Annotated in this window: 17 protein-coding genes; 1 reads left to right on the forward strand and 16 read right to left on the reverse strand. The window is 45.3% G+C overall.

Annotation, left to right across the window (positions count from 1 at the left end; genetic code table 11):
• Positions 1-5: 5 nt before the first annotated feature.
• Both NL930_RS07825 and NL930_RS07830 read right to left on the reverse strand, forming a co-directional pair.
• Positions 6-1289, reverse strand: coding sequence for a c-type cytochrome (locus NL930_RS07825; RefSeq protein WP_306808573.1), 1284 nt, complete (start codon positions 1287-1289; stop codon positions 6-8).
• Between the two features lie 313 nt (positions 1290-1602).
• Positions 1603-1815 (reverse strand): hypothetical protein, encoded by a 213-nt coding sequence (locus NL930_RS07830; RefSeq protein ID WP_039674690.1) that lies wholly within the window; start codon positions 1813-1815, stop codon positions 1603-1605.
• Between the two features lie 138 nt (positions 1816-1953).
• Between NL930_RS07830 and NL930_RS07835 the strand changes: the two genes are divergently transcribed.
• Entirely contained in the window at positions 1954-2559 is a 606-nt protein-coding gene (locus NL930_RS07835) for a lipocalin family protein (protein WP_254376274.1), read from the forward strand.
• On the opposite strand, the gene NL930_RS07840 is transcribed toward NL930_RS07835, so the two are convergent.
• The 14 genes from NL930_RS07840 to NL930_RS07905 all read right to left on the reverse strand — a co-directional run bounded on the left by NL930_RS07840 (position 2506) and on the right by NL930_RS07905 (position 15864).
• Positions 2506-3276: an ABC transporter permease gene (locus NL930_RS07840; RefSeq protein WP_254376276.1), complete on the reverse strand. Its 771-nt coding sequence runs from the start codon at positions 3274-3276 to the stop codon at positions 2506-2508. The two genes, NL930_RS07835 and NL930_RS07840, sit on opposite strands and share 54 nt — an antisense overlap.
• On the reverse strand, positions 3273-4256 hold the full coding sequence (locus tag NL930_RS07845) for an ABC transporter ATP-binding protein (protein WP_039674692.1): 984 nt from the start codon (positions 4254-4256) through the stop codon (positions 3273-3275). Before NL930_RS07845 ends, NL930_RS07840 begins: the two co-directional genes overlap by 4 nt.
• Positions 4253-5203: a tungstate ABC transporter substrate-binding protein WtpA gene (gene wtpA, locus NL930_RS07850; protein WP_254376277.1), complete on the reverse strand. Its 951-nt coding sequence runs from the start codon at positions 5201-5203 to the stop codon at positions 4253-4255. The genes NL930_RS07845 and wtpA overlap by 4 nt, the downstream gene beginning before the upstream one ends.
• A gap of 135 nt (positions 5204-5338) precedes the next feature.
• Positions 5339-6076 (reverse strand): winged helix-turn-helix domain-containing protein, encoded by a 738-nt coding sequence (locus NL930_RS07855; RefSeq protein ID WP_039674694.1) that lies wholly within the window; start codon positions 6074-6076, stop codon positions 5339-5341.
• 2 nt (positions 6077-6078) lie between these two features.
• The gene (gene fdhD / locus NL930_RS07860) at positions 6079-6870 is read right to left on the reverse strand and encodes a formate dehydrogenase accessory sulfurtransferase FdhD (RefSeq protein ID WP_254376279.1); all 792 of its coding nucleotides are present in this window, start codon (positions 6868-6870) and stop codon (positions 6079-6081) included.
• Between the two features lie 93 nt (positions 6871-6963).
• Positions 6964-7863 carry a formate dehydrogenase subunit gamma gene (locus NL930_RS07865; protein WP_039674696.1) on the reverse strand — a complete coding sequence of 300 codons (900 nt, stop codon included), beginning with the start codon at positions 7861-7863 and terminating at the stop codon, positions 6964-6966.
• An 11-nt stretch (positions 7864-7874) separates the two neighbouring features.
• Positions 7875-8477 carry a formate dehydrogenase FDH3 subunit beta gene (gene fdh3B / locus NL930_RS07870; protein WP_173636960.1) on the reverse strand — a complete coding sequence of 201 codons (603 nt, stop codon included), beginning with the start codon at positions 8475-8477 and terminating at the stop codon, positions 7875-7877.
• 7 nt (positions 8478-8484) lie between these two features.
• On the reverse strand, positions 8485-11343 hold the full coding sequence (locus NL930_RS07875) for a formate dehydrogenase subunit alpha (protein ID WP_254376280.1): 2859 nt from the start codon (positions 11341-11343) through the stop codon (positions 8485-8487).
• Positions 11344-11360: 17 nt separating this feature from the next.
• Positions 11361-11558 (reverse strand): twin-arginine translocation signal domain-containing protein, encoded by a 198-nt coding sequence (locus tag NL930_RS07880; protein WP_039674699.1) that lies wholly within the window; start codon positions 11556-11558, stop codon positions 11361-11363.
• A gap of 105 nt (positions 11559-11663) precedes the next feature.
• Positions 11664-12413 carry a molecular chaperone gene (locus NL930_RS07885; RefSeq protein ID WP_254376281.1) on the reverse strand — a complete coding sequence of 250 codons (750 nt, stop codon included), beginning with the start codon at positions 12411-12413 and terminating at the stop codon, positions 11664-11666.
• 389 nt (positions 12414-12802) lie between these two features.
• The gene (locus NL930_RS07890) at positions 12803-13588 is read right to left on the reverse strand and encodes a ThiF family adenylyltransferase (protein WP_039674701.1); all 786 of its coding nucleotides are present in this window, start codon (positions 13586-13588) and stop codon (positions 12803-12805) included.
• Between the two features lie 28 nt (positions 13589-13616).
• Positions 13617-13904, reverse strand: coding sequence for a MoaD/ThiS family protein (locus NL930_RS07895; RefSeq protein ID WP_041962482.1), 288 nt, complete (start codon positions 13902-13904; stop codon positions 13617-13619).
• A complete protein-coding gene (locus NL930_RS07900; RefSeq protein WP_039674704.1) occupies positions 13901-14128 on the reverse strand; it encodes a MoaD/ThiS family protein in 228 nt (75 codons plus the stop codon). Before NL930_RS07900 ends, NL930_RS07895 begins: the two co-directional genes overlap by 4 nt.
• Entirely contained in the window at positions 14128-15864 is a 1737-nt protein-coding gene (locus NL930_RS07905; protein WP_039674706.1) for an aldehyde ferredoxin oxidoreductase C-terminal domain-containing protein, read from the reverse strand. The genes NL930_RS07900 and NL930_RS07905 overlap by 1 nt, the downstream gene beginning before the upstream one ends.
• Positions 15865-16065: the final 201 nt, after the last annotated feature.

Raw genomic sequence — 16065 nt, forward strand, 5'->3', positions numbered from 1 at the left:
CCGACTTATCTGGCTTCAAACCGACTAATCTCGTCGATAACGCTTTGTATCTCTTCTTTTGACATGTGATCCAGCACGGCAATGTGCATCTCTTCTTGGTGTTGCTTATAGTCCAATAACGTTTGCATCATCGCGTCTTGTTTTAGCCCAAGCAGTTTTGTTCCCATCGCCCCTTCGCCGTTAACGCCGTGGCAGGGAGCACAATTGCTTTTATAGAGTTGGCTGACTTTAAACTTTCCAAGAGAACCTGCTCGATTTTCTAGAGCTTTGACTTTGAGTGCTTGCTTTTTTTGGTCTTCTTCTCTCTCTTTTTCGATCGCTTCTTGCGTCTTCACGGAGGGGGTTTGAACGATGACTTCCGTTACGGGTTGGGGTTTCGTCGTACCGACGATAGCGGAAATTTTTGCCAACGTATTGACGTTCATATCCGTCATTAACGTATAAAATCCTGCCGATAGGGCGGCTATCACTACCCATGCTGCCCAAAAATGGCGAAGAAGCGTCGCTTTGCGTTCGACGTGATATTTGCATGCTTTGACTTTGAGTATCCAAGCCGTTAAAGACAATGCGCTAATAAACGCCAATGCCCAAAAACCGATAACGGGATAGGCATGTGTCGTAAATTGAGCAACTTTTCCGTCTCCAAGCAGTATAGGCATAAACGGTTTTATCGTAATCGCACCGCTTTGAAGCGTATGCCCGAACCAATAAAGCCAATACCCGTAAATTCCCATAAACAAAAAAGGCAAGAGTACGGGAATCGCCATCAAAAAATCAATCCATTTATAATCGTAAATCATAAATAAGGCAAGCAACAGCGCCAGCATAATCAAAGCGTAAGGAGCAAGCGCACGTTCGTAAATGCCGCCTCTTTCCATATGCGCCATACCGACATAGTGGTTAATCGTATTCATCTCGTGTACCTCGCCGCTGAGTCCATCAAAATGAATAAAGACGGGTAGCCCGTAAGGGAAAGCTTCTTTGGGATAGTTCGGGGCTTCAAGCGAAAATTTCCATACCGGCATGGACGGGACACCGATCTCTTCGGATATCTCTATCATTTTTTTAAGATCGCCTCGTACTTTTTGGGGTGTATTGATACTGATATACCGATCTTTTTGATAAAAATTCCACAGCGGGTAGACGTAAGCGGGAATCTCTCCGACTTTACCGTCTTTGATACGCTCCAACGTTCCGTGAAAGCCTACCGAAGGAACGACAAATCCGTACATTAAAACGATCAAAGCCAATCCCGCCAATATTTTTGATAGCCAATACGCTACTTTCATAATGAGCTCCTTTTGACTTATTATAAAAATTTTTTTAATTTTATTTTTTAATTTTATACCTTTGGCGGTCTCTTTTCGGTCGCTCGTAAGAAAAATATGCCAAAATTATTTTTTTGAGTGATGGGTCTCTTAAGTTGGGCAAATAAAAGTAAGGAAAAATTCGTATTTTTTCACGCACAAAAGGTGCTATAACGCAAGGATAAGCAGAAGAATGACCGCGCTACAAAGGAAGACTTTTTCAATACCATACGATGAAGAGCGTCTAACATCGCATGGTATTGAAGCAAACGATCGGCTATGACGCGTTTAAGCGTTAAAGCAAATCGTCGATGTCGGCTTGTCCCTCTTCGATTTGGGCTAAAAGCTCTTTTTCTCTTTTAGAATCGCGCGTGACGACGCCCAGTTTGGATTGAATTTTTTGGATCCACTCTTCTTTTTCGCGGTACTCGAGATTGCTGGTTTTGACCGTATCGAGCAGTTTTCGAAGCTCTTGCGGCGATTTTTCGTCTAAGTTAATCGTAGGCATACGAAATCCTTTAAAATGACATGTAAGCGAGAATTATAGCACGCATTGCATCTAAAACGGTTACCTTAGCTTCCGTCAAGAAAAAGCGTGTTAGAATCGCCTATATTCGATCGAAAAAACGATCGTTAGGAGAGTGACATGGTTACGCATCGATTTCAAAACAAAGCCGCCTTCGCACTTACCATTGGTTTACTAGGCGCATGCCTCTTTTGGAGCGGATGTGCAACGCATCCCGATACGCCACCGCTTCCAAGCGTTGCTTCGGTCGATTTGGAACGCTACGCGGGAAAATGGATCGAAATAGCACGCTATGAAAACCGTTTTGAAAAAGGGTGCGTCGGAGCGACCGCCCAGTACCGCGTAGAAGCCGCTAGCGTATCGGTACTCAATCAATGTTACGATGCGAAGGGCGAACGCATCGGCGAAGCTAAAGGAGAAGCAAAAATGGTAGAAGGGAGCAATAACAGTCGCCTAAAAGTGAGCTTTTTTTGGCCTTTTTACGGTGATTATTGGATCGTTATGCTCGATAAAGAGTATCGCTATAGCGTCGTGGGCGAGCCTACAAGACGCTATTTGTGGATACTCTCTCGAACCGCGACGCTTTCCTCGCACGATAAGCAAACGATTTTGGCGTATCTGCCGACGATCGGTTACGATCCCGATCAACTTTATTGGACGAAACCGATCGATTTAGCGCAATCGGTTGTTGATAAATCGCACGCTCAAGAAAACCAAAATCGATAAAATGATCATCACGCCGGCAACCGGAGCGGAATAACTGAGCCCAAAACTCGTAAAACGATCGTAAATCAAAACGGGCGCGGTCATCGGATGGTAAACCAAAATCACCACGGCACCGAACTCTCCGAGTCCTCTCCCCCACATCATCAAACAGCCGTTAACAATGTCTTTTTTCGCATTGGGCAGAGAAATTGCAAAAAAGACTTTCAGAGGCGTTGCCCCAAGCGTGCGTGCAACTTTTTCGAGCTTAACGTCCACTTTTTTAAATCCCTCTTTGGCTCCGTTAATCAAAAACGTGGAAGAGAGGAACATCATCGCGATCATAATACCCGTTTCCGTACCGATAAAATGAATCCCCAAAGCGTTGAAAAAATCGCCCCATAAACCGCTTCCAAATGCCACAAGCAACGCAATTCCCGCCGCGGTATGCGGAATCATAATCGGAATATCAATCAAGGTTTCTAAAAACGAACGCCCGAAAAAAGTGTGTCGCGCGATCAGATACGCCAAAGGCAGTCCGGTGAACAGCGCAAAGAGAGTCGAGAAAAAAGAGACTTTCATCGTCAGCCATACCGAAGCCGCGACATCGGCTTCTTGAATCGTCTTTAAAAGCGTTTTAACGTCGTTTCCGATCAGCATCTTAAACAAAGGAACGGTTAAAAACAGCAACATCACAAGCCCTAACAGTGCTAAGAACGTCGTAAACCAGTAGCGTCTCATAAGTAACACACATCCTTTCGATTAAATCCGATATAAATCGCTTCTCCCCGATGAATCGAACACCCTTCGTGTTCGCGTTTGATGATTTTGACGAAAAATTGCTCTTCTCCGACCGTAATAAACAATTTAAAATGATCCACGATGCCCATGCATTCGTCCAACGTTCCGCTAAAACGATAATCACATGTCAACGTATCTTCTTTGGAAACCATAATGTCGTTCGGATCGATCGAAAAAAGTTTGCTCGCGTCTTCATCGATAAGTGTCGTCGAAAAAATATTTTTAAAGCCTAAAAATTCGGCAACTTTTAACGAGCTCGGATGAGAAAGCACTTCGTTGGCGGAGCCGACTTGTTGGACGCATCCGTCCATTACGATAGCGATACGATCCGCCAAATAGGACGCTTCTCGAAAATTGTGCGTGACATGTAGCGTGGTTAAGCCGTAACGACGATGCACGTCTTTGAGAAATTTCATAATGGCATTTCGAAACGTCGGGTCGATCGCGCTGAGCGGTTCGTCTAGCAGTAAGATTTTGGGGCGCGCATAGATCGCTCTGGCAATGGCGATACGTTGTTTTTCGCCGCCGGAGAGATTGTCGATGCGACGTTCCAGCAATTTTTCCAATCCTAAAAATTCAACCAAATCTTCAAACAAGCTCTCGGCGTCTTCGATCGTCTTATAACGTCCGGCAAAACGGATATTTTCACGTACGCTTAAATTGGGGAAAAGCGCAAAGTCTTGGTAGACAAATCCGATCGAACGCTCTTCGGGAACTTTGTGCATGATCTCTTCGTTATTAAAAATTAACTTGCCGCCGACTTGGTGTAAGCCGGCAATCGATTCTAAAATAACCGTTTTACCCGCACCCGAATGCCCCAAAATCACAAAGTATTCTCCCTCGCCGACGTCGAAGCTAATGTCTTTTAAATCGAACGCCCCTACTTTACATGTAAGGGCTTGCAAGGAGAGATAACTCATTTTTTTCCTAAAATAGAGGCATCACCCGTAATAATCGGCGGATTCATCGCATCTTGACCGTTTTTCTTCATGATCGCCTGTCCCTCAGGACTCAAAATAAAGTTGACAAATGCCACCGCACCCGCTTTATTGGCAGGAGATTTAGCATTTTCAAAAATACTCAAACCGTACACCATCGGCGCACCGACTTGCTTCTCGACTTCGCCAGGTTTTTTACCGTCGATATTAAACGATACTTCGGAATAGACGTTGTCATATTTTGCGCTTTTGAGCGAAATAGCTTCTGGGAGCGTAACGTATTTGAGGTGATGTTGATCGGCTACGGATTTATAAATAAACAAATAGTCGTATTGTCCTGCTTCCAAAAGACCTAAAAGATCGGTCTCTTTCGGTCGGACGACGACTTTTTTAGGGTTTTCTTCTCCGACTTCGTAATGGTCGCCGTAATTAAAAAGCGTTTGATACAAACCGGGTTTAACGTAGTATTTTTCCGCCAACATTGTCACCAATATCGAGCGATAACCGCATGGATCGAGATTTGGGTTCGAATGTCCCACGACAACACCCTCTTTCATAAAAATATCCGTCCAGTTCTTATCGTTAATCTCTTTGGCAAATTTTGATTTGTCGGTATAGGCTAAAACCATTTCATTGGTCGCAAACTGCGCGTTAAATTTGGCATTATTAGGGATTAGCATCGCATCGATCACTTGATAGTCGGCACTGCCCATAACGTCCGCCGCACGTCCAAGATCGGTTACTTTACGCGCTGCGGCGATACTGCCGCTGGGTTCTCTTTGCACGTCATACTGCGGGTATTTTTCTTCAAACACTTTTTCGATCTCCGCAAACGGCACCGAAAGGCTTCCGGCATGTAAAACGACGATAGGCTCTTTTGCCAACAAAAACGACGCCGCTAAGGCACTGAGTAACCATATTTTTTTCATATACAACTCCTTTTAAAATATGTATTTTTTGCATAATCACACTGCGCGAGGGGCTTCAAATGAAGCGCGCGCTCACACGAGGCGTATCGGAAAATCTTACCCTATTTGTATAGCGACAAAATAGCCGATACTGTTTTAATCTTTAAATTCTTTTTTATTTCTCGGTCTTAAGAATAACTCTTTAAAGCGTTCGTTTGCATAATTTTCGATGTCCGCTTGGAGTTTGCGGTAGTTGTCCATATACTCTTTGGCAACGAGGGTGAGTTTCGTACCCGCGTCTTCTCCGCCGCCTTGTTTGGTTTCAACCATCACGTCGTTGATGTTTTTCTGTAAAATCTTAATATGCGTCCATGCTTTTTTATAGTTCATACCGATTTTTTCGGATGCCTTGGCGATAGAGCCTTCTTGCTCGATCAACTCTAAAATTTCGGTTTTCCCTTTGCCGAAAAGCAATTCGCCCTCGGCGTTTTCAATCCACGTTTTGGTTTTAACGTAAAGCCTCGGACGTCTTTTCTCGGTAAAACATCCCAAAGAACAATACGTCACGTCGATATTTTTTTCCTTGAGCGTTCCTCGAATTTTTTTCAACCCGATACCCGAAGCCTGCGCGCGTGCGGCCTGACATGTCACGCGATTTTTATCGTCTAAAAGCGGCGTCAAGCGATTGAGTGCTTCGACGTCGAATACGCCGCCTTCAATCTTACCGAACTGTCCGAGTTCGCAACGATCGATACGTATTTCAAGAGCTTTGGCGGCATCGCCGACTTCGCGGATCGGACATTTTAACTTGGCGGCGATTTTATACGCATCGGAGCAATCGAGCTTCCCGTGTTCGTTCAAATACTGTCGAATCAACGCTTCCATTTCATTCATGCTTATGCCTCCTCCATCACGATACGATGAGCATGGCGGTAAACGTTCATCGTATCGCCGCGTACAAAACCGATTAAGGTAAGTCCGAATTTTTCGGCGATCATCAAACCTAAACAGGTCGATGCGGTACGTGACGCTAAAATAGGAATTTGATGCATGACCGCTTTTGCCACCATTTCCGAAGAGAGTCTGCCGCTAACCATTAAAAAAGCATTGCGCGTATCCACACCCGCCATCACGGCTTTACCGACGACTTTATCGATCGTGTTGTGCTGGGCGATGTCTTCGCCGATAAAATAGGTCTTTTCATCGGTAAAAAGTTTTGCCGTATGCACGCAACCCGTTTGCTCGTACAACGGACATTCGGTATAAAATCGGCTCATTTCGTAACTCAATTTTTGAGCACTCAGGCAAAAATCGCTTTTGATCACTTTCGCTTCGATGGCTTCGGGATCGATATTGGCGGTCATACTCTTACCGCATCCGCTAATGACCACGCCTTCGGCGTTGAGCTTGTGAATGTTTGCTTCATTGACTTTAGCCTCGATACGAACTTGCATACCGTCGTTTAGGAGCTTGAGCGAAAGGACGTCGCTAAATTTTTCGATAATGTTTTCACTCATCAAATAACCGATTGCCAACGCTTCTTGATCGACGGGTGTTGCCATCAACGCACCCACGCGCTTTTCATTGACGAAAAGTTCCAGTTTAATTTCGCGTACCAGCGTATCGTCTCGCTCAAAGACCTCTTTGCCTTTAATTTTAGTAATTTTGGTTGAAAAAATCGGTTCCATATTCGTTCCTTCGTTATGCGTTTAGCGCATATTTATCGTCAAAAAAAGTGTAGCGTACGAAGCTTAATCGTACGCTACATGACACGCTATTTTTTAGAACTTACCCTGATTTTTGAGCTTTTTATACCACGTGCTGTGGAGGATTTTCACTTCCTCTTCTTCCACGTAACCCGTGATAATACTTTGCACCGCACCTTTAATGGCAAACATTGACATGTAAACATGCGTGATGAAGAGCGCAACGACCGCAAAACCCATAACGTTATGGATAATCGCGGCGGCACGTAACATGTCGATTTGACTCATGCCCGTTAGATTATGGAGCATTTCCATTTTAAAGTCAAGAAAAAACATAAACGCACCGCTTAAAATCATCGTAATGCCGCCAAGGATTGCTACCCAATACCACATCTTTTGACCCGCGTTAAATTTTCCCGCGAGGATCGGTTTTTTCTCTTTGGAGAGGTACCCTCCTAGGATCATAAACCATTTAACGTCATCGAGGTTAAAAAGAGCTTCTTTGAGCCACATCAATGCCATCGGAATGACGACGATCGTAAAAGGAACCGTAAAGAGTCCGTGTAAATTTTTACAAAATCTAACAAACATTCCTCCGCCGAAGAAGTCGCCGAAAACGATCACGAATCCCGTCGGGACGATCACGATAAAGCTAATCGCCGCGATTTGGTGGATTATACGGTTATACAGATTAAAGGCGTAGTATTTCTTTTCACTGTGCGGAAACACTTTAGGCCCTATAATCTTATAATGAAGGAAAAAAGCTCCCGGTACGCCGATTAAGATGCCTAAGAATATCCATGCAAAGTAGTGATGTTGGAGCATGGTAAACAAGGGGCCTAATTTCAAGCTCTCTTCTTGTCCGTATCCTAAGATATTTTGTATGCGCATCTCACCCCATATTTGGCTATCGACGGCAAATGCCGCCGATGCCAACGCTAGGGTCGCAATGAACATGTAAAGGTATTTTTTCATTGCGGCTCCTTTCATTGGTTTTTATACGCCTTATCCCATACCAACGGATTGCTTGCGCCTTTTGCGCGGGAGGAGACACGGGTTCGGATAATGGCAGACACCGATTCGGAGTCTCCGACCAAAAGTGCTTTAGTAGAACACATCGCCGCGCATACGGGTACTTTTCCCTCAGCGATTCTATTTTGACCGTAAAGATGTCGCTCTTTTTCGGAGTTCGTCTCAAGTGGTCCTCCGGCACACATGGTACATTTATCCATCGCTCCTTTAGCCCCGAAAATCCCTTCACGCGGAAATTGCGGTGCGCCGAAAGGACATGCGTACAAGCAGTAGCCGCAACCGATACATTTTTCTTTATCGTGTAAAACGATGCCGTCTTCACGAATGTAGAAACAATCGACCGGACAGACTTGCTCACACGGTGCGTCGGTACAGTGCATGCAGGCAATCGACGTGGAAAACTCTTTTCCGGGGATGCCTTCGTTGATCGTAATCACTTTTCGTCTTGCAATCCCTACGGGCAGCTCATGCGCTTCCGCGCACGCTACCGAACATCCGTCGCACTCGATACATCGGTGCTCATCACAGTAAAATTTCATTCTTGCGTATTCCATCATCCACCCCCTACGCTTTCTCTATGCGGCACAAGCCGCCTTTAGTCTCAGGAATCTGAGTGATGATGTCGTAACCGTAGTTGGTAACGGTGTTAACACTCTCACCGCTTGCATACGGTTTCGTTCCTGCCGGGAAATTGCCCGTTCGATCCGTACCTTGAAAGTAACCCGCAAAGTGAAACGGCATAAAGACCATATCCGGAAGCACGCTGTACGAATACTTCGCTTTGACTTTAATCTTCGTACCCTCCGGAGAGTGTACCCACATCATCGTACCGTTTTTAATGCCGTGTTTCAACGCTAAATCCGGATGGATATGACAAAACATCTCAGGCGTTAACGCTGCAATATACTTCGACGCACGGTTTTCGATACCCGCACCGTTCATGGTTACCAAACGTCCCGTGACCATATTGATCGGGAACTCTTTCGCGTAGTCTTGCGCGCTTTGGACGGAGATATACTTCGTCATAACGCGGAAGTGGTTCGCTTTGTCCGGATAAGCCGGATATTTGGCGACTAAGTCGGTACGCGGAGAGTGTAGAGGCTCTCGGTGCATCGGAATGTGATCCGGGAAGTTCCAAACGATCGCTCTGGCTTTAGCATTACCGTAAGGGCAAACGCCCGCTTCAAGACATTTTTGAACCAAAATACCGCTGTTATCGACTTTCCAGTTTGCACCGCATGCCGCTTTTTCTTCTTCGCTTAGCGTAATACCGAGCACTTTTTCGATATTTTCTTTCGTGATTTCAGGGTATCCCGTTTCGATTTTAGAACCTTTCGGGAAAGAGCCTTTCTCAGCCAAGAGGTTTACGCCGTCTTTCTCCAAACCGAAGTTGTTTCGAAAGCCCATACCGCCCTCGGATACAGGAATACTTGTATCGTAAAGGTTTGGAGAACCGCCGTGCGTTTTCGTCCAACACGGCCATGGAAGTCCGTAAAATTCGCCTTTCATCGGTCCCATTCCCGCACCCGTTACTTCATCGAACATATGCCAGTTGTCGGTATGCTTTTTCACGCGCTCCGCCGTCCAGCCTGTTAAGCCGATGGTTTTGATGATACGTGCGATTTCGTTGGTCGCATCTTCCGGCCACATAAAGTTCGTTTTACCCGGAATCGTCTCAAGTTTTCCGTCTTTCGTCTCTTGCATCAACATACCTTTGGTATATTGCTCATAAAAACCTAAACGCTTGGCGAGTTCAAACATAATCTCTTGATCGGGCTTGCTCTCATACATCGGCTCGACGACTTTGTATCGCCATTGCGCACTTCGGTTGGTTGCAACGACTAAGCCGCTCGTTTCAAATTGCGTTGCCGCAGGAAGAATAAAGACATTGTCTTTTTTGTCGGTCAAAATTGCCGCTTCATTCACGAACGGATCGGCAAGTACGAGCATATCGAGGTTGTCAAGGCCTTCTTTGATTTTGGCTTGTTGCGCAACAGAGGTAATACCGTTTCCGAAAACCAAAAGTGCTTTCAGCGGTGTTCCCGCATTTTCTATTTTTTCGTCGGATTTAACGTTTTGCACGCCCGCCCACCATCGTGCGAGTGAAAAACCGTTTTTCTCCATCCACGACGCATCTTTAAACTGCTTAACGAGATAATCGTAATCGACGCCCCACGACTTGGCAAAATATTTCCATGAACCTGCCGCCAAACCGTAATATCCCGGAAGCGAATCGGCAAGACAACCCATATCGGTTGCGCCTTGAACGTTATCGTGACCTCGAAGAATGTTCGTACCGCCGCCGGCACGTCCCATATTTCCGAGTGCTAACTGAAGAATCGGAGCCATACGGGTATTGGACGTTCCAATCGTATGTTGCGTCAATCCCATCGCCCAAATCAACGTTCCTGGACGATTTTTAGCATAAAGCGTCGTAATTTGAATCAACGTATCCGCAGGAACGCCCGTAACGTCGGCAACGACTTCCGGCGTCCATTTTGCCGCTTCTTCTCTGATTTTATCCATACCGAAAACACGTGCATCGACGTATTCTTTATCGTCCCAACCGTTTTTGAAAATAATGTTCAACATACCGTACATAAACGGAATATCCGTACCGGGACGAATTTGTGCGTAAAGATCCGCTTTCGCCGCCGTTTTAGTAAAACGAGGATCAATAACGATCAGTTTAGAGTTGTTTAACTCCTGCGCTTTTAAAAAGTGTTGAAAACCGACAGGGTGGTTGACCGCAGGGTTTGCACCGAAAATGATAATGGCCTTTGACTTTTGAATATCTCCAAGAGAATTCGTCATCGCACCGTATCCAAATGTATTCGCCACACCGGCGACTGTGGAAGAGTGTCAGATTCTTGCTTGGTGATCGGTATTGTTCGTGCCGAAAAATGCCGCAAACTTTCTAAAATAATAGGCTTGCTCGTTACTCATTTTCGCCGAGCCTAAAAACTGAACCGCATCAGGACCGTCTTTACTTTTAAGCTCTTTAAGTTTGCTTGCAATGCGATTTAGCGCATCGTCCCAACTTAAGCGTTTCCATTGGCCGTTTTCTTTGACCATCGGATATTTCAAACGGACTTCCGATCTGACCATATCGATCATATCGGCACCTTTACAGCAGTGTCCGCCGAGGCTAATCGGGTGATCTTGAGCAACTTCTTGACGCACCCATACGCCGTTTTGAACTTCTGCGATTACGCCGCATCCTACCGAACAGGACGTACAGATCGTTTTTACTTTTTTACTTCCCGGAAACGGATTTTTGACTTCTTCTTCCGTTGCCGCTCTGGTGACGTTTTCTCCGGCGAAGCTTGAAGTCGCGCCAAATGTACCGGCAATTGCCGCCATTTTGAGGAAACTTCTTCTACCGACGGTCGTACTTAGAGCACGTTGCGTCTCACTCTTCATTACGCTATCCTCCTGTCTTAATGGGCAGATTTATAATAATCTTCCCATGCTTGTGTTTTTTTGTACGTCACTTCTTTTTTCTTTGAGTGACCTACAATAACGCCGTTTGTACCTTTTGAAGCGGAAGAACTTGCTTGTAGCGTTGCAATACCGAGCGTGCTAACGGCACCGGCAAGTGCGGCTTTTTTCACAAAACCGCGTCGACTCTCGTTCATAGAATACCTCCTTTGGTGGGGTTCATCTCTTTGACATGTTAAACGTTACATGTAAGAGATTGCTCAAAAAAACCGACGTTTTCTTGAGCCATCCCTTCAGGATTGCTAAGCGTGAGACGCGAGCTTCTTGGCTGCCTTCTCCGCATCGCGTTTGGCTTTGTTTTCTGCCCTACGTCTTGCTTCGGCACCCGAAACGACTTCTAGAGGTTGCGCTCTGGCAACGCGGTTTTTCTCGCGAAACGGCGGTTGCGCCACTTCGAAGTAAAGACGCTCAAAAGCGATAAACGCATTCATCACGATCGCTACGGCTTTATAGGCTCGTGCTTTAGGATGTTCGTAAACGTTCACGATAAATTCATCGATAAAAGGATTGATCGTTTCCGTAAAGAGGCAATGCGCCAAGGTGTCGTATTCACGTTGATTTGAGAGAATAAGCTCGATAATATCGTGCATAAACGTCAAAATAAATCCAACGCTATCTTCGTTTTCTTTGAAGTGTTTTTCATCGCGTCTAATACGCGTTTTGGCTAAAAAATTTTTAACTTCGAGTTGTTTGCGACCGCTCTCCAAGCCTTCGTCATAATACGAAGCCGTATTGCGAACAACGCGATAAGAAGGGTTGTGAAAAATATCGTCGTACTCTTGAATCAACACGCCTTCGCCCTCTTCAAGGTAGAGTTGTTTGAGCTCTTTTAAGGCCTCGGCGGAATTTTCATCCAAGGGATTAGCAATCATCACGTTGATCGCTTCTAAAATGCCTTTAAAACGATTTTTATCGATCGTAAAAACAAACATTTTACTCAAAAAGCCGTAATAGAGCGAACGTGCTTGATTAACCGATGCTTTGTTTATCATCTTTTTGTTCTCCATTTCTTAAAGTCAACAAAACTAGACCGATTTAGTCCGAATTAGTCAACGACGATCGTAAAGTCCGAAAACAAGGGAAAGCACGGAATCTTGGTGGAAGCATTGCCCTTTTTTTACGGTGCGTTATACCATTTCAGTAAACAACCGTTTACCGATTTTGAGAAAATGTACCACAGATTTGCTTAGGTGAAAATGGAGAAAAAAGAGTAGTATCAAAACTTAAATATTACTTAAATATGCAATTTAAGCATATTACTTTGAGAGTTTTTGCGGATAAAAAAGTATAGTTTACAAAAGGTTAAATTTTCCTGAATAGCTCTTGGATTTTTCCTAAATAACAGATTTTTTGACCTTCGGTTCGCGTGAGATCGCGAGGCTTAAAAGAGCACCGTCTCGTACTCTTTCAAGTCCATAAAAAGCGTTTGATCTAAATGCGGACGATGGAGCAAGAGTTTCACGACTTCCGCACTTTGCAATGCTGCCGCACATGCAACGGTAAAAGCAAGATTTCCCAACAGCGTTTCCGCACCTTTGCCCTCTGTCGGATAGAGTTCTTCCAAACATCGGTTGGTCGAACACTCTAAAGTCATACCCGCAATAGCGGCGTGCACAAAAGACATATGACGTTCATACGTCCATCGCGCCAACACTTTTTTAAACGTCGGGTCGTCCAAAGCGTCAACCGTCACATGGATTGTCTCTAGAAGGGCACTATGGTGATCTAACGAAAAAAATTCGGGGTACGCGCTGACATGTAAAGAGGGATTGATCTGCATTAACCGTTCGGCGAGCACTTGAGCTTTATTTTTTCCGAGCGTTTGTACGGTTGCCCCGATTTGACGATTGAGGTTGTGTTCCTCAAAAACGTCACCGTCAAATAAGTGGATGTTTCCCACGCCGATACGCGTTAACAATTCGGCGACAAATCCGCCCAGCCCTCCGCATCCCACGATCAGAACGTTGGATTGAAGCAGTGTTAATTGTTCTTGCACGCACAGGCTCTTAACGTTTCGTTTGTAGCGAAGCGGCATGATACCCTCGTTCATGGCTACGATTTCGACATCGCGAAAACTCATACCGTACTCTTTTGCCGCTTTGAGCGTCATCGCCAAGGGTAAAAAACCCTCTTCTTGGTTCACATGTAAAAAATCTAAGAGTTCCATAGTTCCTCTTTGGTGTCTATAGGGTATCTTAAGCGCCTGAGGCGTCCTTAATGCCTAACATCAGCCGATACGACCCCGGTGTGCCGGGCGGGAGTAAGGCAACGCGATCGTTATCCTTTAAGAGTGTCTCTTTAGGCATAACGACGCGATTGATAAAAACCGCTTCGACCTCTTCTGGTTTGAGTCCTAAGGTCGCGATGAGCGTATGCACGTCGCACGGCGGCGTAATTTCCATTGGTGCTTCAATAGGTTCAATACCTTGAAGGCGTAACGTATCGCGTAAAAAAGAGAAAGCATTCAAGATAATACGCATCATCCTCCGCCTATTTTAGGGAAAAGAGCGATTTCGTCCGCCTCACGTAAAACATACTCGGGCGATACGTGCCTGCCGTTAACCATCAATACGCCTAAAGGAGAAGTTTTTTCAAGCTCCAAAGAAGCAATGATCTTGGCGGCGGTTGTGCCGAGGGGGAAATCCCCCTCTTGCACTTTAAATCGTCCTTCTCGGTAATGCGCAAAGAGTTTAACGACGATGCGCATTAAAAATTCCAGAACGCGTCGATCTCTTCACCCGTAAAATCCCATGTAACGTTGTGAGGAGGCAAGGTCTCGTATTTCATAAATTCCGGTAAACGATCGTCCGCTTTACCGAATCCCGCTTTAATGTTAAACTCATGCTCTTTTTTGAGAATAGTTTTACCCAAATTCATCACGTCGTCGATCGTCAAAGAACAACCGAAACGTGCATTGATCATATCGATCAACGAAGGTAAACATTTAGCGTCATCAAGCGCGGCAAAAGCGACGAAGATACACATACCCGTGCTATCGACTGCCGCGGAAGCGATTTGGAGATTACGCGCAAGTTCGACTTGACCCTCTTTTTTAAGCGGATCGACATGTCCGCCGCTGTTAAGAATGTTGGTCGCAACCGCATAACCTGCCGTGTGATCCGCACCCATCGGCGTCGTCGCATACGTAATGCCTTGACCTTTAACCGCTCTTGGCTCGTACGCCGGAATACCTTGACCTTTCACGGTCGGAACTCTGACCAACCCGTACGCTTTACCTAAAATATGCGTTCCCGCACCCAAGATTCTTCCAAGAGGCGTTCCGGTAGGAATTTCATGCGAAAGCAATTCGTACGCTCTTGCACCGTCGCCGTAAGCAAGGATTCCCGCATCGACGGCAAGACCCAACATGACGGACGTTTCAATCGAATCAACACCCAAATCGTCCATCAAACCGTCCATTTTGGCGATTAAGTCCAAGTCTTGAATACCTAAGTGCGCACCCAAAGCCCAGATGGTCTCATACTCAAAACCCGACGTCAAATAATTGCCGTCTTTATCGTTATAGACTTGAGAACATTGAATAACGCAGCCTGCATGACAACCGTGAGTCGTTTTTCCGCCTCTAGCTTTGATGTTTTCCGCCATCGTCTCGCCGCAGATTTTTTCGGCATGTTCCCACGTTCCGGCCCTAAAGTTACGCGTCGGAAGTCCGCCCGCTTCATTAAGAATATTGACAAGAACGTTGGTACCGAATGCCGGTAAGCCTTGTCCGCTGATCGGATTTTCTTGCAAGGCTTTGGTGAAGATTTTACTCGCTTCTTTGAATTTTTCAGGATTCTCGATCGTCACTTCTTTATAGTTTTCCGCATCGACGGTGATACATTTGATCTTTTTAGAACCCATAACCGCACCCAATCCGCCGCGTCCGTGGCTTCTAAGCTTTCCGCCGGGATCTTTGACGGAAATATTGGCGATGTTCATACGCATCTCACCGATACGTCCGATGCTCATAACGGCTACTTTTTTATCGTATTTAGCCGCCATCGCATCCAACACGGCGTAGTTATCCAAACCGACGAGTTCTGGGACGGGAATAAATTCGACACAATCTTTGGTAACATGTAATTGATAAAAAGTCCCTTCATCTTTGGGCAAGCCTTCGATAATCAAGGCTTTGACGCCGAGTTTTGCCATAATAGCCGCACTCGTACCGCCGACGTTGGATTCTTTGATACCTCCGGTTAAAGGGCTTTTCGCACCACAGGAGTTACGACCGCTATTGGAAGCACTCGTACCGGAAAGCAAGCCGGGAGCAAAAACCAGTTTGTTATTGGGTCCTAGAGGATGACACTCGGGATCGACCTCTTCGGCAACAATCGTTGAAGTAAGACCGCGTCCGCCTAATCCCATCCATGATGCGGGAACCTCTTCAATCTTAAAACTAAGATTTGACATGTTAACTCTGTAAATTTTATCAGCCATAAAATACTCCTTTTGGTTGGTTGTTTACCCCATAATATAGAAAGTGTATAGCACCAAAATAGCAAAGTCAACAAAAATTATTAAAACAAAAATATGCTTTTTTAGCATATTTTTTTTTACACATTTTTGGAAACGCAATAACAAACTTTCGACTGACATTTAAGATTCATTGAGGCATTTTTTCGTTCGTTTTTCCATAGC

Origin of the sequence: Sulfurospirillum sp. hDNRA2 (genome assembly GCF_024206095.2) — a bacterium.
In the GTDB taxonomy this organism is placed as follows: domain Bacteria; phylum Campylobacterota; class Campylobacteria; order Campylobacterales; family Sulfurospirillaceae; genus Sulfurospirillum.

What these genes read in the sequence shown, in the direction of transcription:
- NL930_RS07895 (WP_041962482.1), bottom strand. Translation starts at nt 13,904, where the DNA reads ATGATGCGTATTATCTTGAATGCTTTCTCTTTTTTACGCGATACGTTA.
- NL930_RS07835 (WP_254376274.1), top strand. Translation starts at nt 1,954, where the DNA reads ATGGTTACGCATCGATTTCAAAACAAAGCCGCCTTCGCACTTACCATT.
- wtpA (WP_254376277.1), bottom strand. Translation starts at nt 5,203, where the DNA reads ATGAAAAAAATATGGTTACTCAGTGCCTTAGCGGCGTCGTTTTTGTTG.
- NL930_RS07825 (WP_306808573.1), bottom strand. Translation starts at nt 1,289, where the DNA reads ATGAAAGTAGCGTATTGGCTATCAAAAATATTGGCGGGATTGGCTTTG.
- NL930_RS07855 (WP_039674694.1), bottom strand. Translation starts at nt 6,076, where the DNA reads ATGAATGAAATGGAAGCGTTGATTCGACAGTATTTGAACGAACACGGG.
- fdh3B (WP_173636960.1), bottom strand. Translation starts at nt 8,477, where the DNA reads ATGATGGAATACGCAAGAATGAAATTTTACTGTGATGAGCACCGATGT.
- NL930_RS07830 (WP_039674690.1), bottom strand. Translation starts at nt 1,815, where the DNA reads ATGCCTACGATTAACTTAGACGAAAAATCGCCGCAAGAGCTTCGAAAA.
- NL930_RS07880 (WP_039674699.1), bottom strand. Translation starts at nt 11,558, where the DNA reads ATGAACGAGAGTCGACGCGGTTTTGTGAAAAAAGCCGCACTTGCCGGT.
- NL930_RS07885 (WP_254376281.1), bottom strand. Translation starts at nt 12,413, where the DNA reads ATGATAAACAAAGCATCGGTTAATCAAGCACGTTCGCTCTATTACGGC.
- NL930_RS07865 (WP_039674696.1), bottom strand. Translation starts at nt 7,863, where the DNA reads ATGAAAAAATACCTTTACATGTTCATTGCGACCCTAGCGTTGGCATCG.
- NL930_RS07900 (WP_039674704.1), bottom strand. Translation starts at nt 14,128, where the DNA reads ATGCGCATCGTCGTTAAACTCTTTGCGCATTACCGAGAAGGACGATTT.
- NL930_RS07890 (WP_039674701.1), bottom strand. Translation starts at nt 13,588, where the DNA reads ATGGAACTCTTAGATTTTTTACATGTGAACCAAGAAGAGGGTTTTTTA.
- NL930_RS07840 (WP_254376276.1), bottom strand. Translation starts at nt 3,276, where the DNA reads ATGAGACGCTACTGGTTTACGACGTTCTTAGCACTGTTAGGGCTTGTG.
- NL930_RS07845 (WP_039674692.1), bottom strand. Translation starts at nt 4,256, where the DNA reads ATGAGTTATCTCTCCTTGCAAGCCCTTACATGTAAAGTAGGGGCGTTC.
- fdhD (WP_254376279.1), bottom strand. Translation starts at nt 6,870, where the DNA reads ATGGAACCGATTTTTTCAACCAAAATTACTAAAATTAAAGGCAAAGAG.
- NL930_RS07905 (WP_039674706.1), bottom strand. Translation starts at nt 15,864, where the DNA reads ATGGCTGATAAAATTTACAGAGTTAACATGTCAAATCTTAGTTTTAAG.